General features: G+C 45.0%; 19 protein-coding genes. 11 read left to right on the forward strand and 8 right to left on the reverse strand.

Going from position 1 to position 25,770, the window contains the following annotated elements:
• Positions 1-225: 225 nt before the first annotated feature.
• Complete coding sequence (locus NCI00_RS12000) at positions 226-1,125, forward strand: DMT family transporter (RefSeq protein ID WP_253527799.1); 900 nt, start codon at positions 226-228, stop codon at positions 1,123-1,125.
• Between the two features lie 2 nt (positions 1,126-1,127).
• Here the strand turns inward: NCI00_RS12000 and NCI00_RS12005 are convergent, their stop codons facing one another.
• A complete protein-coding gene (locus NCI00_RS12005; RefSeq protein WP_253527801.1) occupies positions 1,128-2,858 on the reverse strand; it encodes a TlpA family protein disulfide reductase in 1,731 nt (576 codons plus the stop codon).
• Between the two features lie 62 nt (positions 2,859-2,920).
• Positions 2,921-4,111: a putative sugar nucleotidyl transferase gene (locus NCI00_RS12010; protein WP_253527803.1), complete on the reverse strand. Its 1,191-nt coding sequence runs from the start codon at positions 4,109-4,111 to the stop codon at positions 2,921-2,923.
• A 191-nt stretch (positions 4,112-4,302) separates the two neighbouring features.
• Here NCI00_RS12010 and NCI00_RS12015 point away from each other — a divergent pair, with 191 nt between their 5' ends.
• From NCI00_RS12015 to rny, 6 genes are all read left to right on the forward strand, one after another.
• Positions 4,303-5,793, forward strand: a complete 1,491-nt coding sequence (locus NCI00_RS12015) for a tagaturonate reductase (RefSeq protein WP_253527804.1) — start codon at positions 4,303-4,305, stop codon at positions 5,791-5,793.
• Between the two features lie 86 nt (positions 5,794-5,879).
• On the forward strand, positions 5,880-6,521 hold the full coding sequence (locus tag NCI00_RS12020; RefSeq protein WP_253527807.1) for a DUF1684 domain-containing protein: 642 nt from the start codon (positions 5,880-5,882) through the stop codon (positions 6,519-6,521).
• 205 nt (positions 6,522-6,726) lie between these two features.
• Positions 6,727-9,150, forward strand: a complete 2,424-nt coding sequence (pheT, locus tag NCI00_RS12025; protein WP_253527809.1) for a phenylalanine--tRNA ligase subunit beta — start codon at positions 6,727-6,729, stop codon at positions 9,148-9,150.
• 88 nt (positions 9,151-9,238) lie between these two features.
• Entirely contained in the window at positions 9,239-9,637 is a 399-nt protein-coding gene (locus NCI00_RS12030; RefSeq protein WP_253527811.1) for a hypothetical protein, read from the forward strand.
• Positions 9,638-9,647: 10 nt separating this feature from the next.
• The gene (gene zapA / locus NCI00_RS12035) at positions 9,648-9,947 is read left to right on the forward strand and encodes a cell division protein ZapA (RefSeq protein ID WP_114461638.1); all 300 of its coding nucleotides are present in this window, start codon (positions 9,648-9,650) and stop codon (positions 9,945-9,947) included.
• A gap of 99 nt (positions 9,948-10,046) precedes the next feature.
• Complete coding sequence (gene rny / locus NCI00_RS12040) at positions 10,047-11,612, forward strand: ribonuclease Y (RefSeq protein ID WP_114461637.1); 1,566 nt, start codon at positions 10,047-10,049, stop codon at positions 11,610-11,612.
• Between the two features lie 288 nt (positions 11,613-11,900).
• Here rny and NCI00_RS12045 read toward each other — a convergent pair whose 3' ends face one another.
• On the reverse strand, positions 11,901-12,461 hold the full coding sequence (locus NCI00_RS12045; protein ID WP_253527814.1) for an acyl-CoA thioesterase: 561 nt from the start codon (positions 12,459-12,461) through the stop codon (positions 11,901-11,903).
• A gap of 78 nt (positions 12,462-12,539) precedes the next feature.
• Complete coding sequence (locus NCI00_RS12050) at positions 12,540-14,219, reverse strand: S41 family peptidase (protein ID WP_253527816.1); 1,680 nt, start codon at positions 14,217-14,219, stop codon at positions 12,540-12,542.
• Positions 14,220-14,366: 147 nt separating this feature from the next.
• Here NCI00_RS12050 and polA point away from each other — a divergent pair, with 147 nt between their 5' ends.
• Positions 14,367-17,234: a DNA polymerase I gene (gene polA, locus NCI00_RS12055; protein ID WP_253527819.1), complete on the forward strand. Its 2,868-nt coding sequence runs from the start codon at positions 14,367-14,369 to the stop codon at positions 17,232-17,234.
• A 21-nt stretch (positions 17,235-17,255) separates the two neighbouring features.
• On the opposite strand, the gene NCI00_RS12060 is transcribed toward polA, so the two are convergent.
• Genes NCI00_RS12060 through NCI00_RS12070 form a run of 3 tightly spaced genes read right to left on the reverse strand, consistent with a single transcriptional unit; the run spans position 17,256 to position 18,907 of the window.
• Positions 17,256-17,639: a hypothetical protein gene (locus NCI00_RS12060; RefSeq protein ID WP_253527821.1), complete on the reverse strand. Its 384-nt coding sequence runs from the start codon at positions 17,637-17,639 to the stop codon at positions 17,256-17,258.
• Positions 17,636-18,460, reverse strand: a complete 825-nt coding sequence (locus NCI00_RS12065) for an endonuclease/exonuclease/phosphatase family protein (protein WP_253527823.1) — start codon at positions 18,458-18,460, stop codon at positions 17,636-17,638. The genes NCI00_RS12060 and NCI00_RS12065 overlap by 4 nt, the downstream gene beginning before the upstream one ends.
• A gap of 30 nt (positions 18,461-18,490) precedes the next feature.
• Positions 18,491-18,907: a hypothetical protein gene (locus NCI00_RS12070; RefSeq protein WP_253527825.1), complete on the reverse strand. Its 417-nt coding sequence runs from the start codon at positions 18,905-18,907 to the stop codon at positions 18,491-18,493.
• A 372-nt stretch (positions 18,908-19,279) separates the two neighbouring features.
• Here NCI00_RS12070 and NCI00_RS12075 point away from each other — a divergent pair, with 372 nt between their 5' ends.
• From NCI00_RS12075 to NCI00_RS12085, 3 genes are all read left to right on the forward strand, one after another.
• Positions 19,280-19,648, forward strand: coding sequence for a hypothetical protein (locus NCI00_RS12075; protein ID WP_253527827.1), 369 nt, complete (start codon positions 19,280-19,282; stop codon positions 19,646-19,648).
• A 165-nt stretch (positions 19,649-19,813) separates the two neighbouring features.
• Positions 19,814-22,903: a protein translocase subunit SecDF gene (secDF, locus tag NCI00_RS12080; RefSeq protein WP_253527829.1), complete on the forward strand. Its 3,090-nt coding sequence runs from the start codon at positions 19,814-19,816 to the stop codon at positions 22,901-22,903.
• A 213-nt stretch (positions 22,904-23,116) separates the two neighbouring features.
• Positions 23,117-24,760 carry an amino acid permease gene (locus NCI00_RS12085; protein ID WP_253527831.1) on the forward strand — a complete coding sequence of 548 codons (1,644 nt, stop codon included), beginning with the start codon at positions 23,117-23,119 and terminating at the stop codon, positions 24,758-24,760.
• A 205-nt stretch (positions 24,761-24,965) separates the two neighbouring features.
• On the opposite strand, the gene NCI00_RS12090 is transcribed toward NCI00_RS12085, so the two are convergent.
• Complete coding sequence (locus tag NCI00_RS12090; RefSeq protein ID WP_253527834.1) at positions 24,966-25,664, reverse strand: porin family protein; 699 nt, start codon at positions 25,662-25,664, stop codon at positions 24,966-24,968.
• Positions 25,665-25,770 lie beyond the last annotated feature (106 nt).

Genomic DNA, 25,770 nt, shown 5'->3' on the forward strand with positions numbered 1-25,770 from the left:
AAAAGTGGCCAAATAACGGTGAAACCTAACTATTTGACCGTGAAATGACACTGCTATGGCCGATTGTCAGATGTTTCACGAATTAGATTTTTTTGTTTTTGTCACAAAAAATCCAGACTTAAAAGACATATTTTGTGTGTTTTGTGCTTCTTGTGTTCTTCGCAAAGGCTAAGATAATGTAAACACAAAATGCCTATTTTTGCTTTTTCGTAATCAACCTCCCGTATGAATTCTCCGCTGCCCAAACCCACCTTTGCCGATTACCTGCATTTGCATTTTTTAGTACTTATCTGGGGCTTTACGGCCATTTTGGGGAAACTGATTAATCCGCAACTTTCGCGTATTAGTCTCACGTTTTTTCGCACGCTGCTGGCGGCCGTTGGTTTGGCGGTGGTGCTGTGGTTGTGGAAAGAATGGAAGCGCGTACCAGCCAACGACCGTTGGGCCATGCTCGGCGTGGGGGCTATCATGGGGCTGCATTGGCTGACGTTCTTTGGCTCGGCGCACGTGTCGAGTGCGTCGGTGTGTTTGGCTGGAATGTCTACCACGTCGCTTTTTACTTCATTGTTGGAGCCGTTGTTTGCGCGGCGGCGGGTGCGGCCGCTGGAGATTTTGCTGAGTTTGTTGGTGATTGTAGGGCTTTACCTCATTTTTCGGTTTGAGGTAGACCAGTCGTTAGGCTTGGGTTTAGCGCTGGTTTCGGCGTTTTTGGCGGCTCTTTTTACCATTGCCAACAGCCGTTTTGCGCGCCGACACAATGCGCTTCTGATTACCTTTTACGAAATGAACGGCGCCACCATCGCCATGTTGATAGGTTTGGCGGGCGTAGCTTTTACAAGCGGGCTGACCACCCAGGAAATGATTCCTCAATCGGCTGATTGGCTCTGGCTCGTCATTTTAGCTTTGGTGTGTACGGTGTATGCTTACTCGGCAGGGGTGCATTTACTCCGAAAAGTCTCTCCTTTTACGCTCAATCTAACCATCAATCTGGAGCCAGTCTACGGCATGGTGCTGGCGTATTTTATCCTCAATGAGCGCATGACGGCGGGATTTTATGCAGGCTCGGTGGTGATACTGCTGGCCGTGATTGTATACCCGATGCTCAACAGTCGTTTTGCCAAATAAGATCAGTTAAAAACCTTATTCCAAATTTTGCTCCAGCCTTCACGGTCGGCGGGCAGGGGCGCGCCGCGACGGATGTATTTGCCGTTGGCATCCATCAAAACTGCATAAGGCACCTGAGTGATGGCCCATTCGTCCACAAAATAATCGTTTTGTGATTCGTCCAATTTAAGGTGCAAACCCCTGCTTCTACTTTTGATGGCGGCTTCGAGCCATACATTGTCGCTCGTTTTGTACTCTGATACGTACACAAATTCGACGCTGTTGGGTGGCAGGCTTGCCCGCAAGGCGTTGGCTTCGGCCAATACGCGGCGTCCCCATTCATCGTTGGTCCAAAAGATAAAATACACTTTTTTCCCTTTAAATTTTTGTTTGAGTTGGTCCCACAATAACGTTTCGTCAGATGATGAAGTGTTATTGGCCAATAGTACCCCCGATACCACTTCTAGCGGGTTATTCAAGGTGGCATCACTCATTTTGGGTTCGGAGGTACGAATCAATGCTGAATCCAGATTGGCGATGTGGTGAAGTTCGTCCAGAGAGCGCACATAATACGGGTTTTTGAGCCCAGGACGCAGGTGATTGTACCAGAGGGTCGTGTTTTTTAGCGTAAAATTATTGGTGTTTTCTGCGTAAAATACCGCATTTAAGTAGTCCAACTCTTTGGCTGAATGTGCGGCACCGAATTTGCGGGTGTACAATTCAAACGCAGCAATAAGCCGAAGTGTATCTTCTTTTTGATTAAACAGATTGCTAAGCCACCGCAACTCCCGCATTTTGGCCGTTTCTCCTTGCACATACCCCACCAATTTTAGGCTGTCGGCGGTCGAAATATTGGGAACATACTGTAAAATCAAACGTGCCAAGGTATTGACGGGCAAAGACGATTCGGGAAGATCGGGCGTGGTAGCTAAGGCGTAATTGGTGAATTGGCGGTAACTGTCGGCTTTGGCAAACGTAAAAAAACGGCTAGTGTCCAATTCGGTCGATGCGGATATAGCCAACGCGAGTTTTTGTTTTTCCTGCGATAAATAACTGTAAAATCTGGCTTTGGCGGCGTCGTTGAGCGACGAAATCACCCATTTGTCAAGCAGCGTATCTTTGACGGTTTGGAAGTTGCGATAAAAAGAAATTTTACGGTCGCGCTCTTGGGCCACTTTTTCCCAAAAGTGAAAGCCAGTCGCTGCTTTGATGGGCTTTTCGGGATTAGCTTTGAGCCACTTATTAAAAGCGGCATAAAAATGAGCGTGTCGATTATTGGTAGCTGCGTGAGCGCCCCCAAAACGGATAGGAACCTCGCTTTTGGTCAGAGAGTCGCCGTTGAGGGTGATTTCCACCGTGCCTTTTTCGCCCAAAAAAGGCATTACTACGTTGGCATAAGTTACATAACATTCTTCCAACGGATACACCAGTGGCATTTTCAACTCAAAACTTCCATCGGGTTGGAGTTGGGCGGCACGTACTATTTCTTGGTTAGATTGTAAAATATTGACCCGGGCTACCGTAATCTCGGGTGCTTGGCGGTACAGCCTCACCGTGAGATTTTCTATTTTTCCACGCACCGTTAGGGTGTCGGTTTGGGCGTATGACGAAGGAATGAACAATGCACTGAAGACGATGAGCCAAAGCAATAATAAAAGACGTTGGAGGCGTGGTGGAAAAAAACTGATTGCTGGGAGAACGATGCAATACAGATTCTTACAGAATGATAAAATTGCTTTATTTCGCTTATTCATTGCTTTGACTTTTGATGTTCAAAATTAATAATTGCCCATTCTGACTTGGCATTCCTCGCTCCTCACTTCTGATTGTTGCCCCGACTTAGCTCAAATACGTGCTTTAAAATCTCTTCCTCTATTTCTCCGAAGGCTTCGCCCCGTCGGCTAACGGTCTCATAGGCTACTTTGAGGGCTTTTTCGATGCGGTATTCCGTGAAGCCTTCGGCCGCGCCGCCCCACGAAAAAGACGTAATATGCTTGGGTTGAAAGCCTGCGCCGAAAACGTTGGTATTCACGCCCACCACCGTACCAGTGTTGAACAGAGTACTGATGCCTGCTTTGGTAAAATCGCCCATAAAGAGGCCACAAAACAGACGGTTTGTGTCTTCCAAGGTTTCGGTGGCGTAGCTGTAAAGCTTCACGTTGGTATAATCATTTTTGAGGTTGGAATTGTTGCAATTCGCCCCTAAGTTACACCACTCTCCCAAAACAGAATTCCCCAAAAAGCCGTCGTGACCTTTGTTGCTGAAACCAAAAAGTACCGAGTTGCTGACCTCGCCGCCAATTTTGCAATGCGGCCCCACGCTGGTATTCATCCGCATTTTAGCGCCCCAATTGACGGCAGAGCCCTCGCCCAACGCAAACGGCCCCATAATAACGCTGCCTTCGTTGACGGTCGCATTCTTTCCGATGTAAATCGGCCCATTTTCGGCATTCAGAATGGAAGCTCGTACCTTGGCACCTTCTTCCAAAAATACATTTTCTGGGGCGTAGACGTGCGTAAAAGGGTCTGCCAACGGCTCACTGACTCTGCCTTGGGTAAGAGCCACAAAATCTGCTTTGATTTGTGGACCGTTTTCGCCATAAATATCCCAAAGACGTTTAATGGTAACAATAGGTTCGGAAAAAAGAACCGTTTTCAACTCGCTCACGGGGTTTACTACTTCAAACGGTGAACGGTAGGCAATGACTTGGTCGTTTTCGAGGGCAATCAATGCTTCCCCCGCTTTTAATTGGCCAACGGCCGTTGCGATGGAAGCGGTTGCGCAGACGGCACCGTTGAGGAAAATATTGTCGTTGGTGGCAACAAACGGGAATTTATGCTGAAGATAAGGCTCGGTCAAAAAAGAGGGTTTGGCATGAAGAAAATGCGTCCACTTTTCGGTCAATGTCAGGATGCCGCAGCGGATTTCTGACACAGGACGCGTGAAAGTAAACGGCAACAGATGCGGACGGACGGCAGCATCGTCGTAAAGGATGTAATTGTTCATAAGAATGATTTTAGCGGTTCGATTCTATGAAATTTAGACTTGACTAGATGGCCTAAAATCCACGGAATGAATAAAATCTATTAGAGTTTTGACGGCTTTGGTCGCTACAAAGATAAGTTTTGCGCAAAATTTATTAGGTTTGCCAATACAAACATTTTTGACCTGCCAAACTGTTAAATATACCATTAGCTATGCCGAAATTATCTAAACAAGTCATTGATAGCGAAACTCAATATACCTTTGATTTGCCCGTAAAAGTATTGCAATTTGGAACAGGAGTGCTTCTGAGAGGGCTTTGCGACTACCTGATTGATAAAGCAAACAAGCAACATATTTTCAACGGACGAATTGTAGTGGTGAAATCTACCGCCGGTTCGGCCGATGATTTTGCCGAGCAGGATGGCCTCTACACGGTTTGCGTACGTGGGGTGGACAATGAAGGCCAAACCATCGACGAGGCCACGGCCGTTACGTCTATCAGTCGGGTCATTTCGGCGCAGGACAGTTGGCAGAGCATCCTACAGGTGGCGCGTAATCCGCATTTGGAAGTGATTATTTCAAATACCACTGAGGTAGGCATTCAGTACGTAGAGGAGAGCATTTTCCAGAGCCCACCGCAATCATTTCCTGCCAAGTTGACCGCGTTTTTGTATGAGCGTTTTCGTACTTACGGAGGCAAAAAAGACAAAGGGTTGGTGGTAGTTCCTACTGAATTGATTACCGATAACGGTCTCAAACTCCGTGAGTGCGTAGAAAAAATTTCGGTCTATAATGAGCTGGGGAAACTGTTTAATAAATGGCTTAAATACCACGTTAAATTCTGTAACTCATTGGTAGACAGGATTGTGCCAGGTAAGCCCGACGCGGCCACGTTTGCGGCGTTGCAGGAGAAAATCGGCTATGAAGATGCGCTTTTGACGGTAGCTGAGCCTTATCTGTTGTGGGCGATTGAAGGAGATGAGCGCGTGAAGAAAGCCCTTTCTTTTGAGCAAATCAGCGAAAATGTCATTGTCGACGAAGATATTTCTTATTACCGCGAGCGCAAATTACGTATCCTAAACGGAAGCCACAGCGCGGCGGCTCCTTTGGGTTATTTAAGCGGGTTTGACATCACGTTTCAGTGCATGAACGACCCCGCTATGTCGAAATATTACGAAAAGATTATCTACGACGAAATAGTCCCGACGTTGCCGTTTGAGGAGCAAATGGACGAGCTGAAAGTGTTTGCGGGGGATATTCTGAATCGTTACCGTAACCCATTTATTCAGCAAAAACTCATCGGGATTACGCTTCAGCAATCGTCGAAAATGAACGCGCGCAATGTAGCCACCATTCGTCGTTATTATCAGCAATTCAATAAAGCGCCTAAGTTGTTTACGATTGGCTTTGCAGCCTATTTGCTGTTTATGCGGGCTGTTAAGCAACAAAATGAGCATTATTTCGGTCAACGTGGGGAAGAGTTTTACGTCATCAACGACGAACAAGCGGCGTATTTCTACGAACAATGGCAGGGCGTGACGGTCGAAACCGTACCTGCATTTGTGCAAGCCGTATTGAGCAATACCAAACTTTGGGATACCGATTTGACCAAGCTCCCTGGTTTTGCCGAAACCGTGACGGAGTATTTGGCGGAAATGATGAACACCAGCGTAAAAACAACCTTGGAAAAAGCAATTCTATAATCATAAATGTAAGCGTAAAGGGGTTAGGTGTTAGGTATTGACTTAACTTCTAACCCCTTCACTTTTAGCACTAAATCTGGAAAGCTATGTTGAAAAATAAATTTTTACAGTTGCTGATTGCCATCGTTATCATCGGGGTGATTGGCTATACTTTTTTTGGGGAAGAAACAACGGTTTCGGATGCCGATTATGTGGCGCAGTTGGAGAAAGACCGCAAAGAAAAAGATAAGTTTTACCAAGATTCCGATACTTCTCCGATTGGCGACAAAGCGGCTTTTAAAGGTCTTAATTATTTCGCCCCCAACCCTGCCTACAAAGTGGTGGCTACTATTATTCCTTACCAAGCTCAGGATAAGCAAGTAGCCGTACCCATGACCGACGGCAGCACCACCACCTACGAAAAATACGGTTTTGCTGAATTTACATTGCCTGATGCAAGCAAGGCGGCCGAGCTGAACGTGTATCGCCTGCTCATTTATAAACATGAGAAAGGCCTTTCAATCCTCTTTCGCGATGCCACGGCCCCGCAAGAAACCTACGGTGGCGGGCGTTATTTAGATTTTAAAACCGACGATATAACCGACGGTAAACTTACCCTCGACTTCAACGTCGCCTATAATCCCTACTGCGCTTACAACCCTACTTACGCCTGCCCCATTCCGCCCAAAGAGAATACCTTGCCCGTACGTGTGGAAGCGGGAGAGAAGATTTATGAGAAGAATGAGTAAAGTTGAAGAATGAGACCGCTGTCCTGAATATCTTCTGGATTTGGAAAAACTTACCTCCATTGGAAGCGTAGTATTTCAATGCTTTTCCCTAAAATCCCCTAATTTTGCGGTGCCTTTGGGCAAAAGTTGCTGGTTATTGGTTGGACGTTGGTTGAAAAACGTTGCCCGATAACGGCAGACTAGTATAACGATTAACAAATTCTCAATGAAAATTTCCTATAACTGGCTTAAAGAACTTATTGATATTCAGGAGTCTGCCGAAGAAGTCGGTAAATTGTTGACCGCCACTGGTCTCGAAGTGGAAGGCATCGACCCGGTCCAACGCGTGGAAGGAGGATTGGAGGGCATCGTGATTGGAGAGGTGCTTACGTGCGAACCTTTTACCGTCAAAGAAAAAACATTGCACCTTACTACGGTAGATATTGGCGCGGATGTGCCATCCAATATCGTGTGTGGAGCGGCCAACGTAGCTGCGGGTCAGAAAGTAGTCGTAGCCACCGTGGGAGCCACGATTCATCCGACTGGCGGGGAGCCTTTTACCATTGCGAAGCGCAAAGTGTATGGCCACCCTTCCGAAGGAATGATTTGTGCTGAAGACGAAATCGGCTTGGGTACCTCACACGCGGGCATCATGGTATTGGATACTGATTTACCCAATGGCACGTCGGCGGCGGAATACTTCGGCTTATTGCCCGATTACGTCATTGAAATCGGGCTGACGCCCAACCGCGCTGATGCGGCCTCTCACCTTGGCGTGGCCCGCGACTTGAAAGCGGTGCTGAATCGAGAACTCAAAATGCCCGCAGTTGAAAACTTTACCGTTTCAACTACAACCTCGCCTATCGAAGTAAGTGTTGAAAACTCCGAAGCCTGCCCGCGTTATGCAGGGCTGACGATTTCGGGCTTGACCGTGACTGAGTCACCTGATTGGTTGAAAGAAAAATTGCAGGCGGTAGGTGTGCGGCCGATTAACAACGTGGTGGATATTACCAACTACATTTGCCACGAACTCGGACAACCATTGCACGCTTTTGATGCGGCCAAAATCATCGGCAACAAAGTAATCGTAAAAACGCTCCCTGCTGGTACGCCTTTCGTGACCCTTGACGGCGTAGAGCGCAAGCTGTCGGACCGAGATTTGATGATTTGTAACGCCGAAGAACCTATGTGTATCGGAGGTGTTTTTGGCGGCACTAAGTCGGGTGTTTCGGAGCAAACGACGGATATTTTTCTGGAAGCTGCTTATTTTTCTCCCGCTTCAATTCGCAAGACTGGTACTTTTCACGGCCTGAAAACCGACGCCTCTTTCCGCTTCGAGCGCGGAACTGACCCCAATATGCCCGTCTATGCACTCAAGCGTGCGGCGCTGTTGATTCAGGAGGTAGCTGGCGGACAAGTATCGTCGGAAATTGTGGATATTTATCCCAATCCGATTCCCAATCATGCAGTGAAAGTTAAGTACAAAAATGTCGATAGACTCATTGGCAAAGTACTAGACCGCGCGCTGATTAAGCAGATTTTAACCAGCCTCGACATTGAAATTCAAGACGAAACACCCGAAGGATTTTTGGCTTCTGTGGCCCCTTATCGCGTGGATGTGACGCGCGAAGCGGATGTCATTGAAGAAATCCTGCGGATTTATGGATTCGACAACATAGAGCTTTCCGAAAACTTAGCCACTGATTTCCTGTCGGGCTTCCCAATTGTCGACCCTGACAAACAGAAATTGCGCATTGCTAACCTTTTAGCCGCCAATGGATTTAACGAAACCATGTCAAATTCGTTGACAAAACCCATGTACAACGATGCAGTTCGGGCGAGTTTGCCTGGAGAAGATGTGGTAATGCTCAACCCTTTGAGCGAAGACCTCTCGGTGATGCGGCAGACGATGTTGTTTTCGGGATTGGAGTCATTGGCTTATAACCTGAACCGCCGTCAGCGTGATTTAAGAATATGTGAATTTGGAAAAACGTATCACAAGATGCCCGAATCGAAGTACAAGGAACTTTCGCACTTGGTTTTATTGATGGCGGGGCATCAACGGGCCGAAAGCTGGTTGGCCAAAGACCAAAAACTGGCTTTTCACGATTTGGCAGGGATGGTACATTTGGTTTTGAATGCCTTTCGGGTGGCGCAGGTAGAGAAGCAGGAAATTCAAGACAAAACAATTTTTGAGTATGGCCTGTCTTATACCATTAAAAAGAAGCCCGTCGTTAGTTTTGGACAGGTAAAAGCGAAGCTGACCAAAATCGCCGATATCAAACAACCTGTTTTTTACGCCGATTTTGATTGGGCCTATTTGTTGAAACAATACAACGATAAAGTGCGTTTTACGGAAGTTTCTAAGTTTCCAGAAGTACGTCGTGATTTGTCGTTGGTGTTGGATAAAGCCGTCACTTTTGAACAAATTCGTCAGACAGCCCATAAATATGAGCGAGAGTTGTTGACCAACATCAACGTGTTTGATGTGTATGAAGGAGAAAATATCGGAGCAGATAAAAAGTCGTATTCGGTAAGCCTCACGCTTCAGGATGAGACCCAAACCCTGACCGACAAAGTCATTGACAAAACCATGCAGAAATTAATGATGGCCTTTGAAAAAGATTTAAATGCAGTAATACGTAAATAACAGATACCAGATGGGTGACCTTGGACGTTAGAAGAGTGTTCGTTTTTAATGTCCAAGGTTGAAGTTTTACAGGATAACATAACGCGGCATGAAACTTGTAACCTTCGAAGACGATAGACTTTTAGACGAGCTGAATTTTCAATTTCTGTTTGTTGAAAGAAGTGTTAGTGCGTTGCAAGCGGCTTACGCCCACGAAAAAGCGGCGCACAGCGAGCTAAAGTCACGCTTTGAAGTCCTTCAAAAGCGTTATGACAAACAAAACGAAGAGTTAAAATTTGAACGCCAAGAAAATAAAATCTTAAAAACGGAAAATAAACAATTGCGAGAAAAAGAACTTTCTTTGAAAGAAAAGTTAAATAATTTCAAACAATTGTCTATAATTGTAAAAAACCCGAAAAACGTAGACGCGATTACGGAACTGAACACCAAATTGGACGAATACATTCGATACGTAGAAGAAACCATCACTTTGTTACACACGTTGTGACCCAGACGCAATGGAAACCATAAAAAAAAGGCGAATCGTAAGAGTAAAGATTGCCGATAAATCTTACGAAGTCTGGGCTGACTCAGACGAAGATGAGTCTTTTATGAGAGAAGCAGCCAAGAAAGTTGATGCACAGGTAGAACTTCGAATGAAAAAAGAAGGGGATATTCAGAAGGTTTTGGCAATGGTTTGCCTTGACTCGATGGTAGCTCGCCTAAAAGGAGATAACGATTTAGAAGTCATACAGTCAACAGTATTTAAACACTTAGACTACCTACAAAGACACTTCAATCCATCGGGCCAAAACTAATCCTTTTGGTCTCTTCCAATACGTTCAAAAAGGGATAGGTTCGGTACACTCAAGGCTGCGTTTAGGGAATATATGTTGAACCTATAAACACAGACACAGATGCCCGATATATTATTGTTTTTACTCGACGCTGCCGTTTCGGCGGTTGTGGGTGCAGTAATTGTCTACTTCGTTATTAAAAAGACAACCAAGAAAACCGAAGAAGACGCCCAACAGCGCGCCGCCGAAATCCTTAAAAATGCGGAAATTACCGCCGAAAACATCAAGAAAGACCGCATTCTTGAAGCAAAAGAAAAATATTTGAGGTTGAAATCAGAGTTTGAAGACGACACAAATAAAAAGAAGCAGATTATTCTTCAAAACGAGCAGAAAATCAAGCAACGTGAGCAGCAACTCAACCAAATGACGGAACAAAACAAACGTCGTGAGAACGAGTTGGAAGCTCTTAAGAAAAACCTCGAACAACAAACCGAGGTGGCTACAAAACGCCGTGATGAAGCCGAAAAAATGCATCGCTCACAAGTCGAACAATTGGAGCGAATCGCCAATCTGACCGCCGAGCAGGCCAAGCAGCAATTGGTAGAAGCCCTTCAAGCCGATGCCCAGTCGCAAGCCTCGGCATACATCAAAAATACGATTGATGAGGCCAAATTGACGGCCACCAAAGAAGCCAAGAAAATCGTAATCGAAACCATTCAACGCACCGCTTCTGAGCACGCCATCGAAAATACAGTTTCGGTATTCAACATTGAAAGCGATGATGTAAAAGGAAAAATCATTGGCCGGGAAGGACGCAATATTCGGGCGCTGGAAGCGGCTACGGGTTGTGAAATCATCGTTGATGATACTCCTGAAGCAATCGTTATTTCAGGTTTTGACCCCGTTCGTCGCGAAATAGCCCGCTTGTCGCTGCACCGTTTGGTGCAGGATGGACGTATTCACCCAGCGCGTATTGAAGAAGTGGTTTCAAAAACAAAGAAAAATATTGACGACGAAATCGTTGAAATCGGCGAGCGTACCGTCATTGATTTGGGGGTTCATGGTTTGCACCCTGAATTGGTAAAAATGATTGGACGGATGCGCTTCCGTTCGTCGTATGGCCAAAACCTCCTCCAACACTCGCGCGAAGTAGCGCGGCTTTGTGCTACGATGGCATCAGAGTTGGGGTTAAATGCCAAACTCGCCAAACGTGCTGGGTTACTGCACGATATTGGAAAAGTATGGCCCGAAGAATCAGAGCTGCCGCACGCAATTCTGGGGATGGAGTTGGCGAAAAAATACAAAGAGAATCCAGAAGTATGCAACGCCATCGGTGCTCACCACGATGAAATTGAGATGACGAGTATGATGTCGCCCATTATTCAGGTGTGTGATGCTATTTCGGGGTCGCGCCCAGGCGCTCGTCGCGAGATGATGGAGTCATATATTCAGCGTTTGAAGGATTTGGAAGCGTTAGCTACCAACTTCCCAGGCGTTGATAAATGTTATGCCATTCAGGCGGGGCGTGAGTTGCGCGTGATTGTCAATTCGGATACCGTCAATGATGATACCGCGGGTAAGCTTTCGTTTGATATTTCTCAAAAAATTGAGAAAGAAATGCAGTACCCTGGCCAAATCAAAGTAACGGTAATCCGTGAAATGCGCTCCGTAGCCTACGCAAAATAAAAATGCCGAGTTTCCGGGTTAGTTTATAAAACAGAAGTCGTTTTAAGCATAGGAAAACCCGTCGTTAGCAGCGACGGGTTTTCTATTTTCGGCCAAATCCAGCTTCGGAGAAGCCTAACTTTTGTAGAAAATATAAACAAACAAGTATAAAAATTCAAAAAAGCCTCGGAACGGAACGCCGCTGCGGAGGCGCAACCTTTGTAGATTAACAAGTCGGGTTGTGAGCAACCCGACACACCATAAACCCAGCTTGAGAACAGGCCGTCGCGCGGAAGTATAACCCTTGATTTATGAACTTTGAACTTCTTCGCTAACAATACATCGCTCATTTTTGAGCAGATGCAAATTCTCCTCCAATTTCATCCGTGTTTTCTCATTGTCGAATTCACCCGCGTAGGTGGTTTTCAATTCTTTGCGTTTGATAGCTTCCAGAAACCGACGCGTATCTTCTTTGGTTTCGAGGCTGAGCGGAGGTACTTCGGTGGGCTTTCCTTCGTCGTCCTTGGCTACCATGGTAAAATAGGAGGTATTGGTATGTTTTTGAACCCCTGTTCTAACATCTTCCGCAATCACCCTGATACCCACTACCATCGAACTACGACCTACGTAATTGATGGAGGCGTGGAGTGAGACTAATTGCCCTACTTCGATGGGTTGGAGAAAGTTTACGCCTTCGACCGACACCGTCACTACGTACGTGCCTGCGTGCTTGGAGGCGCACACATAAGCCACTTTGTCCATGAGTGATAACAAAATTCCTCCGTGGATTTTACCCCCGAAGTTGGCGTACGAAGGAATCATTAATTCCGTAATTGTTGTGCGGGAAAAGTTGACAGATTTGGCGAGCATGGGCAAAAAAATAGGTTATTGCGGATTTTATTAGAGAACTTCTAACAAAAATCTACAATAACCTGAGGATTCGCAAACTTACTTTTTGCCGTCTTTTAAGCTTACACTCATGCGCGACAGTTTTTCGGCTTCGTCAAAAAGGGTTACTGCTTTTTTATAGCCTTCGTCTAAGTCGGACATTACTTGGTAAAATTCATTATTTAAGCCCGCTTTATCGCGTTTTTGGTAGGCATAACGACCAATCATCGCTTTCAAATAAGTACGGATATAAGGCTTTGAGCGTTTGTATTGTTGTTCGTTAAACTTAATATCGTCGTTGTTGGCATTCCGAAGTATAATCTCCATATCTGCCTCACTCGGGGTGAAGGTTTTAAGGTAGTCGGCAAAGGTGAGTTTTTCCAACTGCTTTTTATTTTCGCCCACGTATCGTACGGCATAATCGCGAACGATGTTTTTGCCAAACAATTCGTACAAATACGGCGTCATCATGCTGGTATCGCGAGGTACAAACACATCGGGGGTGATTCCGCCGCCGCCATAAACGACCCGCCCTGCATCCGTACGAAACTGGAGTTTGGGATTGTTTTTGATACTGTCAGCCACGAAAAGCTCTCCGTGTGAAAAACGATTTTTGATGTCTTTTTCGTAACTTTCTACATCACCGTGGGTGTAAGGTTTTTGGATACTGCGACCGCTCGGGGTGAAATAACGGGAAATGGTCAAACGCAACTCCGAGCCATCCGATAAATTGACGGGCATTTGCACCAACCCTTTTCCAAACGAGCGTCGACCCACAATCAAGGCGCGGTCGTGGTCTTGCAATGCCCCTGCCACAATTTCAGAGGCAGAAGCACTTCCTTCGTCAATGAGGACTACTACGCTTCCGTTCTCAAACATACCTACGTTCTTGGTGCGGGTTTGGCGGTCATACCGGTCATCTTTGCCGTCGGTATAAACAATCATTTTGTCGCCCGAAATCAATTCGTCTACCATGTTGGTGGCACGGTCCATGTAGCCGCCTGGATTGCCTCTCAAATCCAACAGTAGTTTTTTCATTCCTTGGTTCTTGAGGCTGCTTATGGCGTTTTTAAACTCGTCGTAGGTGGATTCAGAAAAACGGGTCACTTTAACATATCCTGTTTCTTTATCAATCATATAGGAAGCGTCTACCGAATAAGTGGGAATTCGGTCTCGTTTCAGTTGAAAAGCCAATGGTTTAGGAACACCTCTGCGTAAAATCTCGATTTTAACTTCGCTGCCGCGTGGTCCGCGCAACTTAGAAAAAATAAAAGCATTATCAACCTTTGTTCCAGTAAAGACTTCGTTATTGACTTTCAAAATCTTATCGCCACTTTGAATACCCGCCGCTTCAGAAGGGCCGCCTACGAGTGGAGAAACCACATACACGGTGTCTTTGTACAAGTTGAATTCAATACCGATTCCGTCAAACCCACTTTCTAGTTGAGAACGAGCCGCAACGGCATCTTTGGGGTTGAAATAATAGGTGTGCGGGTCGAGCTTTTCGAGCATTTTAGTGATAGAATAATCCACCAACTCGTCGGTGTTGACCGTATCAACGTAGTTATTATCAATCAGTTGAAGAACTTCTTTAAATTTGGTATAGCCTCGGGCTACGTCAGTGATTCCTTTGCTTCCCCCAAAAAACGTAGCACCCAGAAATACCCCAGCGGCTAACGTAATACTCAATAAAATCGGCAACCGTACGGTGCGGCGATCATTTTGGATTGGATTTTCCATGTTACTTTTACAGAATGCGAGTCGTAATGTATAGATAGTGCATAAAAATAACGCACAAACGCCATAGGTAGTTTAACAACTCGGCAGAAAAATCAAAAATCCCGTTAAACTTTCCTTTCTTTGCATCATTTACTCATTAAATGACCCATGAAGCCTGACAAAAAACTGTTTCTTTTAGATGCTTTTGCGCTGATTTATCGTGCCCACTTCGCCTTTCTTAAAACTCCCAGAATTACTTCTAAAGGGTTGAATACAAGTGCCGTATTTGGTTTTTTGAACACCTTGCGGGAAGTTTTGAAAAACGAAAAACCAACGCACTTGGGAGTAGCATTTGATACGCCCAAGCCTACATTCCGTCACGTACAGTTTGAGGCCTACAAAGCCCAGCGGCAGCAGCAACCCGAAGACATTACCATCGCTGTTCCGTACGTGAAGCGATTGCTGAAAGCTATGTGTATTCCTGTGTTGGAGGTAGATGGCTATGAAGCAGATGATGTGGTGGGAACCCTTGCCAAAAAGGCCGCTCGCTCAGGATTTGAGGTGTTTATGATGACGCCCGATAAAGACTACGGTCAGTTGGTTGAGGAACATATTTACCTTTATAAACCCGCTATCATGGGCAAAGGCGTTGAAATCATGGGACCTGCCGAAGTGTGCGCACGTTGGGGGGTCAAAGATATCGGTCAGGTAGTGGATATGCTGGGTTTGCAGGGCGATGCGGTGGATAACATTCCGGGGATTCCGGGCGTGGGAGAGAAGACCGCTCAAAAACTAATTGAAGAGTTTGGCTCTATCGAAAACCTGTTGGTCAATACTCACAAACTAGCAGGAAAACTCAAAGAAAAAGTCATCGAAGGTGCCGATAAAGCCATTTTGTCAAAGCATTTGGCAACCATTGATATAAATGTACCGATTGAATTTCACGAAGAAGACCTCCTCATGTGTGAGCCCGATCGTGATATGCTGTCGGCATTGCTGGATGAGTTGGAATTTCGCACGTTGCGTAAAAGTATGCTGGGCGAAGATACCGCCGACGTAAAACCAACCAACTTGTCGGCCACTGTTTCTTCGGCTGATAAAAAAGGCCAACTTAGTTTGTTTGGAGAAAGTGCTCCTACCCCCGAAAGCAACGCTCAACACAAACCAGCAGTATCTTCGGAAAGCGATTTGCCGTTTCAAACGTCCGAATTTTCTTCAGAGCGCCGTACGGTAGCCAATACGCTCCACCGCTATCATTTGGTTGATACCCCCGAGTTGCGGCAGTCGTTGGCACATTATCTGAGTTTGCAAGAGGCTTTTTGTTTTGATACTGAAACCAACTCCTTGGATGCCATTGATGCCGAATTGGTAGGAATGTCGTTTGCCTACCAAAAAGGCGAGGCGTTTTACGTGAGCGTTCCAGCTGACCGCGAAGAGGCTCAAAAGGTAGTGGAAGATTTTAGGGCGGTGTTGGAAGATGAAAAGATTGAGAAAATCGCCCAAAACCTTAAATATGATCTTCTCGTCCTTCAAAACTACGGTATTGAGATTCGGGGGCCCATTTATGATACCATGCTGGCGCATTACCTGATTGAACCAGATAAGCGCCATAATATGGATATTTTGGCCAATTCGTACCTGAATTATGAGCCCGTTTCGATTGAGGCATTGATTGGTAAAAAAGGCCCGAAACAGCTCACGATGCGGGATGTAGACATCGAAAAGTTGGTAGAATACGCCGCTGAAGATGCCGACGTAACGCTACAATTGAAAGAAAAACTGAATCCCATATTGATTGAAAATCAGGCGGATAAACTTTTCAGAGGAGTGGAAGTGCGGCTCGTACCGGTGTTGGCAGGGATGGAGCGCGAAGGTATTAAAGTAGACATGAACGCCCTAAAAGAAATGTCGGGCGTGTTGGAGACGGATATGAAATTGGTAGAAAAAGACATCTATCAATTGGCGGGAGAGGAGTTCAATATTTCTTCGCCGAAGCAATTGGGCGTGGTGTTGTTTGAAAAAATGCAATTGATTAAAAAGCCTAAAAAAACGGCAACGGGTCAATATGCGACGGGCGAAGATATTCTGTCGGACTTGGAAGCGGAGCACGAAATAGCGCGTAAAATTCTGGATTACCGTGAGTTACAAAAACTGAAGTCTACTTATGTGGATGCCTTACCATTGCTGGTTAATGCCAAAACGGGGCGAATTCACACCTCCTTTAATCAAGCCGTAGCGGCTACGGGGCGTTTGAGTAGTACCAATCCCAACCTCCAAAATATTCCGATTCGAACGCCGAGAGGGCGCGAAATTCGCAAAGCTTTCGTACCGCATAGCGACGAGTTTGTGATTCTTTCGGCCGATTATTCCCAAATCGAATTGCGCATTATGGCGGCTTTCAGTCAGGATGCTACCATGTTGGAGGCGTTTAATCAGGGCTTAGACATTCATGCCAGTACCGCAAGTAAGGTATTTAAAGTGGAGCTTGCTGACGTTACTTCTGACATGCGACGCAAGGCAAAAATGGTCAATTTTGGCATTATCTACGGTATCTCAGCGTTTGGGTTGGCCCAACGGTTGGGGATTCCGCGCGGCGAAGCTGGCGAAATAATCCGTGCCTATTTTGAAGAATTCCCCGCCGTAAAAACATTCATGGATTTATCGATAAACAAAGCCCGGGAAAACAAATACGTAGAAACCATTCTGGGGCGTCGACGGTATTTGGCCGATATTGATTCTCAGAACCAAACGACGCGGAGTTTTGCCGAGCGCAACGCCATCAACGCTCCCATCCAAGGCTCGGCGGCCGATATGATAAAAGTGGCCATGATTAATATTCACGATTTCCTAAAAAAAGAGAAACTACGCTCTAAGATGATTCTTCAGGTACACGACGAATTGGTGTTTGATGCCCACCGCGACGAGGTAGAGCTATTGAGCCAGCACGTAAAAGAATTAATGGTCAACGCTATTCCACTTCCCGTGAAAATGGATACGGGGATTGGACTGGGGAATAACTGGTTGGAAGCGCATTAAAAAGGGGCTAAAATGTCCCTTTTAAACGTTTTCTGTTTCTTCTAAACTTTGGGAATAAAGAGAATTGATGACTTTTATCGTATGTTGGTCACGTAAAATTTCTTTTATCCTTTCTTTGAAGATTGTTTCATCTTCACAAATAATACTCCCGTCAATTGTTACTGGATAGAGGGTAGCGGGGTTATATTTTATATGAAACAGCTGGTACTTATAATTATTTAAATAGGGAGATGTGATGGAAAATCCAACAGTGGTTTCATCATAGGCTGAAACAAAACCAATTTCCCCTTTTAGAATGTTATTGGTTTTCTGTGATAATAGCTCTGCCTGCTCTTTTAGAATTGTTTTGGGACTTCTTACCGTTTCAAGTTCGAAGTCAGGCCAAAGGTCAATTAATTCGCTCATAGTAAGTTCAATTTTAACGTGAAATAAAGCGGTAAGTGGTCAGAATAGGTTTTATCCGGAAAGCCACTTGCCGTTAAAAGAGACTTTACTCCATCTTTGTCTAAAATTTGTAACGCTTCTTTATCAAAATTAGGAATTAGTTCAGGACGAATCAATACCTGATCAAAAGTATTCCAAAAGTAATTAATGTGATTGGAGGTGTTATAATAATAACTTCCGGCCACATCGCTTTTTATATCGCCTAACCAACTCCACATTGGGTTGTAAAAAAATTTGTAGTCTTTCTCCTGCACCGTTCGTGTTAATTTCTCAGAGACTTTCGATGAAGAAACCGCATGTAAACCTGTTGATTTAATCATAGCTGTTTCAAAAGGATTCATATTAAAATCGCCTACCAAAATGGTCTTTAAGATTCCTTTTTCAGTCTCTTCCCTTTTGATTTCCTGTACAAAATCTCGGCAAAATTGTTCTTGGTCATCAAGTGTATTGTGAGATTTATCAGGAACATGGACACTTGCCAATAAAATTTTTTCTAGTGATGGAAGTTCTAAAATATCAATTCTATAACGTTTACTTGCGAAAGCAGGTGTTATAAACTTATCTTTAAAACGAGTTAAAATTTTAACCTTTTCACATTTCGAAATGGGGTTATAGAAAAAATTTTGCTTTTTATTGGCTAATTCAACAGTTAAATGTGCTAGGTTGAAGCTTACTTCTGCCATTATCAGTACATCAATTTGGTGATGCTCAACGATATTGACAATTTCTTCAAAGGGCCGATTACGGTTCAGATTCCAAAATAAAAAGCGAATTTCCTGCATAAAAGCGTTTGACAGTTTTCGCGCAATATACTACTGATTTCCGTACTTCACCGCCGTGCCTGTCATCACAAAACCTTGATAATCTTTGGCAGTATAGTATTGGTATTTTACGTTGACGAGCGCGTGGGCGCCCATGCCTACGCCCTGCAAGATAAGTTGGTCAAGCAACGCCCGCTTTTGATCTTCGTCGTTTCCTCTGAAAAGCATTCGACCTTCCTTGGTTTGTCGCTCACTCAGCGGGACTTCCTTCTCAACTTTGACAGGACCAATGGGGGTATAAAGACGGGTGGTAGGTTGGTTTTCGTAAAATACATCAATGGGATACTCTGCTTTGGCGAGTTTGATGGGGATGCCCAAGCCACCGTCGGAGGTAGTGACGGGGCGTGCGCACGACAACAAAAAGGTGAAAGCAAAAAGACAAAATATAAAGGAGGTAATTGGCTTCATCAGATTCATAGCATTCTTTTTAAGTGTTCTCGTTATACACCGCAAACGAAAACAATGTTTCAGTAAAACGAAAATTTTTGATGTCGTATTGTCGGTTCAAAGCAAAGGATTATTATTCAATAAATGCATACTTAGCCAACAAAGTGCTTCGGCGCGTGCGTTTTTTGTGCACATTTACAAAAAAATAACGAGGCTGATTGCATGAAAATAGGGGTGTATTTTGAGTTTGTATGATATTTCAGAGAAATAGCTAGACAAAATTGATAATCTAAAACGAAGGGACTATTGTTTTGCAAAAAAAATGGTACGAACTTTGCGAGCCCTTTAAAACCGTAGACCATTATGGGTCGAAACGGTGCTTAAACCAAAAAAATGAAACAACGCAGGTTTTTTACGCAACTGACTTCCGCTGCCTTGGCGCTGCTGTTATTAATAACAGCTACCGCAGGTAAGTCGTTGTTGTTGCCCAAAGCCGCTGTCAAAAAGCCTGTTTCTGAAGAACCTTCCAAAAGCAAAAAAGCCAACCAAGAACGGCCTGTGGTGCAGGAAATGTCGTTGGTGGCAGTCGTGGCTCCCGCGGTTTCGTTTGATTTTGAGCAATCCTTTTATTTTTTACCTACCATTTTCAGTATTGAACTGCCCGGCACCAATGCCCTTCCGAAGCGGTTTGACATCTTTTATTACTTCTTCTCCTTTTTCCGAAATGTATTCGGACATTTTATTGCGATTAATGCGCCTTAGTTAAGGCGAAAATGACGGTGATTTTGTCACTTCGATTCCGTGTGCAGTTGTGAAAGCACATTGTATTTTCCTTTTGGGGCACGTCATAAGGCCCTTTACGGGGATAAAACCCCTCTCTCGTTTCACAAATATTTATTTCAATCATTTATTTACTTCAATAAAACAATGCAAAACAGACTTGGCATTTGGATTTTGACCGTAGTTGTTGCGGTATTGAGTATCTATTATCTGTCCTTCACGTTTGTAGCGCGCGGGATTCGTAAAGATGCTGAAACCTACGCTACGGGAAAAGATGGTCTTGTAGACCAAAAGAAAAAAGAGCGTTACCTCGACTCACTTCGTCGCGAGCCCGTTTATTTGGGCAGTACGTATCAGGAAGTTACCCAACGTGAGTTAGGATTAGGTCTTGATTTACAAGGAGGTATGCACGTGGTGCTAGAAGTGGCTCCCACCGATATTTTGAGAGGACTAGCGGGTGGAAATGCGCGCAACAGTCAATTTAACGAAGCACTCAAACAGGCCACTGAGGCGCAGAAATCGAGCCAGTCTAATTATGTAGACTTGTTTGTAAGTTCTTATAAAAAGGTGGCTCCAAGCGCAACTTTGGCGCAAATTTTCTCTAATAGTACCAATCGCGGTAAAATCAGCAACAGCTCATCGGACAGCGAAGTAACGAAGTTTTTGAAAGAAGAAGTGGATGGTGCCACGAGTCGTGCGTTCCAAATCATTCAACAACGCGTGGATAAATTTGGGGTAGCCAACCCTAACATCCAGCGTTTGCCAGGTTCAGGCCGTATTTTGATTGAGTTGCCAGGCGTAGATAACCCCGAGCGTGTGCGTCGTCTTTTGACGGGTTCAGCCAAGCTTGAATTCTGTGAGGTATATACATTGGATGAAGTTTCTCCTGCGCTTAATGCATTGGGGGCTTATTTGACTCAGCTCGATTTGGAAAAGAAAATCGCTGAAAAAGGTTCTTCCGCTGCCGACACTTCAAAAGCTGGTGGATTGGCGGCTCAGTTGGCCAAAGGGGCAAAAACAGATTCTACTTCAAAAGATACAACTGCTAACCAAACGGGTCTTGCTAGTTTGTTTGTGCCAATTTCTCAAGGTCAACTAGGCGTTTATGCCAAAGATACTGCTCGTGCCAATGAGCTTTTGGCCCGTACAGAAGTAAAAGCAATGTTTCCTTCTGATGCCGTTATTATGTGGGATCGCAAAGGAATTGAGACGACCGACAAGCGTAACGAAATCGTTGGTATTTATTTTATTAAGAAAGCCAATGGACAGGCGCCGTTGGAAGGGGATGTGATTGTTGATGCAACGGGTAACAACTACGACGACCGCGGCCGTCCAGAAGTATCGATGCGTATGAACGCCGAAGGAGCCCGTAAATGGAAAAACCTGACTGCTGCTAACATTGGCCGTCCGGTAGCCATTATTTTGGACGGATTTGTCTACACTGCTCCAAACGTACAAAATGAAATTCCTAACGGAAACTCAAGCATCACGGGTAGCTTTACCATTGATGAAACCAAGGACATGGCCAACGTGCTAAAAGCAGGTAAGCTTCCCGCACCGACCACCATCGTGGAAGAGGCCATCGTAGGAGCTACTTTGGGTTCAGAATCAGTCAGTGCAGGGGTAATTTCCTCGTTGGTAGGTTTGCTGGTTGTATTGATTTTCATGGTCATCTACTACAACAAGGCGGGAATGATTGCCGACGTTGCGTTGGTTATCAACCTGTTTTTCTTAATGGGAATTATGGCTTCGTTGGGGGCAATCCTTACCCTGCCAGGTATTGCGGGTATCGTATTGACCATTGGTATGGCGGTGGATGCCAACGTGTTGGTGTTTGAACGTATCAAGGAAGAATTGGCGGCGGGTAAAGAATTGAAATTAGCGATTTCGGATGGTTTCAAAAACTCACTTTCTTCTATTCTTGACTCAAACGTAACGACTTTGTTGACGGGTATTATCCTTTTCTTCTTGGGTACAGGCTTGATTTTAGGTTTTGCCACGACCCTCGTGATTGGTATCCTGACGTCGTTGTTTGCGGCATTGTTTGTATCTCGTTTGATTCTAGAATGGTGGGTTGGTAAAGGCCGTAAGATTGAATTCTTCGCTTCATGGTCGCAAAACCTGTTCAAAGATGCCAACTTCGACTTCGTATCACGTCGTCGTGTGTATTATATTATTTCTTCGGTCATTATCGGATTAGGAATTATCTCTGTCATTTTCAAAGGATTTGGGTTGGGTGTTGACTTCAAAGGCGGTCGTAGTTATGTTGTCCGTTTTGAAAAAGGCGTGGAGACTTCTGAAGTTCGTGAGATTTTGACGGGAGTGTTTGGTGCTGCGCCTGAAGTAAAAACATTTGGGGGAATCGGTATCGGAGCCAATGAGCAGGTAAAAGTAACGACGAGCTTTTTGGCCGATGCCACCACGCCAGATGCCGATAAACAGGCCGAAGCCAAATTGAACGAAGGGTTAAGCAAGTTGACTGACAATAAGGCAACGATTCAAAGTTCACAAAAAGTAGGTCCGACGATTGCGTTTGACTTGATTATGACTTCCTTGAAATCGATTTTGCTGGCGGTGTTGGTGGTATCGATATACATTTTTATTCGATTCCGTAAGGTTGCGTTCGTTTGGGGGGCTATTGTGGCCCTGTTCCACGACGTTCTCGTTATTTTGGCGGTATTCTCTATCTTCAACGGTTTGCTGCCTTTCTCATTGGATGTTGACCAAGCATTTATTGGGGCGGTGCTGACCATTATGGGTTATTCCATGAACGACACCGTGGTGGTTTTTGACCGGGTTCGTGAATATTTGAGAGACAATAAAGGCAAGAAAGAAACGATTCCGGCCATCATCAACAACGCCTTGAACAGTACGCTTAGCCGTACGGCTGTAACGGGTCTTTCGACAATGTTTGTGTTGATTGTATTATTCATTTTTGGGGGAGAGGTAATTCGCGGATTCTCCTTTGCGATGTTGATTGGGGTAATCGTGGGTACATATTCTTCGTTGTTTGTGGCTACGCCAATCGTAGTAGATTCGTTGACCCGCGACCAAGCCAAAGATGAAGCCGCTGGTGAGGCGAAAAAAGCAGCGCCTGCTCGTTTGATTTCTGATTTTCCTGATACCCCTCGCGGTGGCTTGCAGCAAGTAGAGATGCCGCAGGAAGAAGAAGAGGAAAAAGAGAAAGTAAAGAAAGAAAAGAAAGCACCTTTGATTAAGCCTTCTTTGAAAAAATAGAGTAACTCAAAGTGGTTAGTCGTGAATGTCGTATGAAAAGTTGGATAGTTATTCAGCAAATCATCCGTCATTCCACTAACCACTTTTATTTTGCCTTAAAATAAGTTTACCTTGCGTTTGTTTGGTAACAACCCAATAAGAGCGTATTTTTCAATTCCATTTCACTCACAAACAGATAGTACCTTATTGTTAAAATTTCTAACCTAATCGAGCATGGCAAATCAACTTTGGACTAGAAAGCCCTTAGATAAACTCATGAATGAGTCTTCGGGTGAAGGTAACCAACTAAAACGTACACTTGGCCCCGGCAGTTTGATTGCTCTTGGTATTGGAGCAATCATCGGCGCGGGGTTATTTTCAATTACGGGGGGAGCTGCCGCCAATCAGGCCGGACCTGCCATTACCATTTCTTTTATAGTAGCTGCATTCGGTTGTGCTTTTGCTGGGTTGTGTTATGCCGAATTTGCCTCCATGATTCCAGTGGCGGGTAGTGCCTATACCTACTCTTACGCTACCATGGGGGAGTTCATCGCGTGGATTATCGGCTGGGATTTAGTGTTAGAGTACGCTGTAGGAGCTGCTACGGTGAGTATCAGTTGGAGTCGATACTTAGTGAAATTTCTGGAAGGCTTTGATGTTCACCTACCCGTTGCGCTCACGGTTGGGCCTTGGGATGGCGGGCTTATCAACCTACCTGCCGTATTTATCGTTGTTCTGATGAGTTTGTTACTCATGAAAGGAACCCAGGAAAGTGCTACCGTCAACGGTATTATTGTAGCTTTGAAAGTAGCAGTTGTGATTATTTTCATCGTTTTGGGTTGGAAATATATCAACACCGATAACTATGTTCCTTATATTCCTGACAATACGGGCACCTTTGGTGAATATGGATTTAGTGGTATCATTCGAGCGGCGGCTATTGTATTTTTTGCCTACATTGGATTTGATGCGGTAAGTACCGCCGCGCAAGAAGCTAAAAACCCGCGCAAGGATATGCCTATCGGTATTTTGGCTTCGTTGGCGATTTGCACGATTCTCTATATTTTGTTTGCCCACGTCATGACGGGTGTAACAAGCTATACTTCTTTTAAAGGTCAGGATGGGATTGCGCCAGTTGCCGTAGCCATTGAGCACATGGGAACGCCCAATGCCGCAGGAGTGATTGTGCCAGATTATCCTTGGTTGAACCGGGCGATTATCGTGGCGATTTTGGCGGGGTATGCTTCGGTTATTCTGGTAATGCTCATGGGCCAAACGCGCGTATTCTTCAGTATGAGTAAAGATGGATTATTGCCAAAAATCTTTTCAAGCGTTCACCCTAAATTCCAAACGCCTGTCAAAAGCAACGCCATGTTTATGCTGTTTGTGAGCTTGTTTGCGGCATTTATCCCAGCAAGGGTGGTGGGCGAGATGACCAGTATCGGTACTTTGTTTGCCTTTATTCTGGTGTGCCTCGGTATAATCGTGATGCGCAAGCAAATGCCCAATGCTCCCCGGGCTTTCGTGACACCTTTGGTGCCGTTGGTTCCTATTTTGGGCGTTGTTACCTGTTTCTTTATGATGGCATTTTTGCCTTTGGATACTTGGATTCGTTTGATTGTATGGATGATTATCGGTTTCGATATCTATCTGTGGTATGGTATCCACAATAGTAAGTTGTCTACGGGAGTAGGAACCTTAAAAGGAGATTTTAAGATAGTGTGCTTGTCAGGATTGGCGCTCGCCGCAGTGTTGGGGGTGGTCGCTTTTGTACACCACAATCAATCAATTGAGGGAGATGCTCCGCTGTTTTATTTCTCTTTGATTTTTGCCGCTATTCATGCCGTAGCGTATCTGTATACTTGGCTGAAAAAATAACGATGTAGTTTTATTTAATAACCAAAAAAACCGCCTTGATGAGAGGCGGTTTTTTTATGCAGTTCTGACACGGTTTTTCGCTGGCACGAGGTTGTGAGCAACCTCGGCCTAGGTTTTGAGAAACCTAGCTCACCTGATACCTGTTGGGCGGCTCGTCGATGTGGTTCTCAAAACTGACCTTTGGGTTGCCGCAATCGCCCACGCGTTACTGTCCGAGAGGTATTGCAAATCCTGCCAAAACACTGAAACTTTGGTTGTGAACGGGAACCCTAACGAGTGGGGTATCGTAGAGTCGAGTCAGACCACGCTCGTAACGACCTTCCACAAATATTTTACTGTTTCCTACCGTAAAACTAAGGCCCGCACCGCCCGCGGCCCCTACTTCAAAGCGGTTAAACGTTCCCAAGCCAATTTTTGTCCGCGTAGGTTGGGTTTGAAATAAAATCAAATCCGCCCGCGAAACGATTTTTCCATCGGCCAGATAATTGAACGTTGGCCCTGCAATGAGGTAAGGTTGGACGGGGCTGCCTTCGTAGCCAAAATCGTATTGGAACAGCATAGGCGCCTGAATATAGGTGAGACGCTGCTTGATGCTTCCACCCAACGGGATATTTACGCCGATGAGATCCAACAGATTATTGGAAGAAACCCCAGCTCCGCTTTGCTTGTATCCAAGCTCAGGACGGAACGATAAGCCGCCCGCAATCGGCACTTTTAAGAAAATGGCACCGTTGCCGCTCACGATATAATCAAGGTTGCCCGTAAAATTTTCGATAAATCCGCCGTTGCCCGTGGTTTTAGCAAGCGATACTCCCCCACGTGCCCCAATTGATACTTGTGCTTGGGTCGATAAACCTACACATACTACGGAAAGGGCGGTTAATAGATGACGTAATCTTTTCATTTTGTCAGAAGATGGTTAATTAAAAAATAAAAAAGTTACGTAAAGTTGGTACCATGTCTAAAGTTGTTTTATCACTTAACGACGTTTAGACGCGGGTATTTTAGCG

It is taken from the genome of Runella salmonicolor, assembly GCF_024158025.1.
Classification (GTDB): Bacteria; Bacteroidota; Bacteroidia; order Cytophagales; family Spirosomataceae; genus Runella; species Runella salmonicolor.

Excerpts from the sequence above, each read along its gene's own strand:
- NCI00_RS12000 (WP_253527799.1), top strand. The coding sequence starts at position 226 with ATGAATTCTCCGCTGCCCAAACCCACCTTTGCCGATTACCTGCATTTG.
- NCI00_RS12005 (WP_253527801.1), bottom strand. The coding sequence starts at position 2,858 with ATGAATAAGCGAAATAAAGCAATTTTATCATTCTGTAAGAATCTGTAT.
- NCI00_RS12010 (WP_253527803.1), bottom strand. The coding sequence starts at position 4,111 with ATGAACAATTACATCCTTTACGACGATGCTGCCGTCCGTCCGCATCTG.
- NCI00_RS12015 (WP_253527804.1), top strand. The coding sequence starts at position 4,303 with ATGCCGAAATTATCTAAACAAGTCATTGATAGCGAAACTCAATATACC.
- NCI00_RS12020 (WP_253527807.1), top strand. The coding sequence starts at position 5,880 with ATGTTGAAAAATAAATTTTTACAGTTGCTGATTGCCATCGTTATCATC.
- pheT (WP_253527809.1), top strand. The coding sequence starts at position 6,727 with ATGAAAATTTCCTATAACTGGCTTAAAGAACTTATTGATATTCAGGAG.
- NCI00_RS12030 (WP_253527811.1), top strand. The coding sequence starts at position 9,239 with ATGAAACTTGTAACCTTCGAAGACGATAGACTTTTAGACGAGCTGAAT.
- zapA (WP_114461638.1), top strand. The coding sequence starts at position 9,648 with ATGGAAACCATAAAAAAAAGGCGAATCGTAAGAGTAAAGATTGCCGAT.
- rny (WP_114461637.1), top strand. The coding sequence starts at position 10,047 with ATGCCCGATATATTATTGTTTTTACTCGACGCTGCCGTTTCGGCGGTT.
- NCI00_RS12045 (WP_253527814.1), bottom strand. The coding sequence starts at position 12,461 with ATGCTCGCCAAATCTGTCAACTTTTCCCGCACAACAATTACGGAATTA.
- NCI00_RS12050 (WP_253527816.1), bottom strand. The coding sequence starts at position 14,219 with ATGGAAAATCCAATCCAAAATGATCGCCGCACCGTACGGTTGCCGATT.
- polA (WP_253527819.1), top strand. The coding sequence starts at position 14,367 with ATGAAGCCTGACAAAAAACTGTTTCTTTTAGATGCTTTTGCGCTGATT.
- NCI00_RS12060 (WP_253527821.1), bottom strand. The coding sequence starts at position 17,639 with ATGAGCGAATTAATTGACCTTTGGCCTGACTTCGAACTTGAAACGGTA.
- NCI00_RS12065 (WP_253527823.1), bottom strand. The coding sequence starts at position 18,460 with ATGCAGGAAATTCGCTTTTTATTTTGGAATCTGAACCGTAATCGGCCC.
- NCI00_RS12070 (WP_253527825.1), bottom strand. The coding sequence starts at position 18,907 with ATGAAGCCAATTACCTCCTTTATATTTTGTCTTTTTGCTTTCACCTTT.
- NCI00_RS12075 (WP_253527827.1), top strand. The coding sequence starts at position 19,280 with ATGAAACAACGCAGGTTTTTTACGCAACTGACTTCCGCTGCCTTGGCG.
- secDF (WP_253527829.1), top strand. The coding sequence starts at position 19,814 with ATGCAAAACAGACTTGGCATTTGGATTTTGACCGTAGTTGTTGCGGTA.
- NCI00_RS12085 (WP_253527831.1), top strand. The coding sequence starts at position 23,117 with ATGGCAAATCAACTTTGGACTAGAAAGCCCTTAGATAAACTCATGAAT.
- NCI00_RS12090 (WP_253527834.1), bottom strand. The coding sequence starts at position 25,664 with ATGAAAAGATTACGTCATCTATTAACCGCCCTTTCCGTAGTATGTGTA.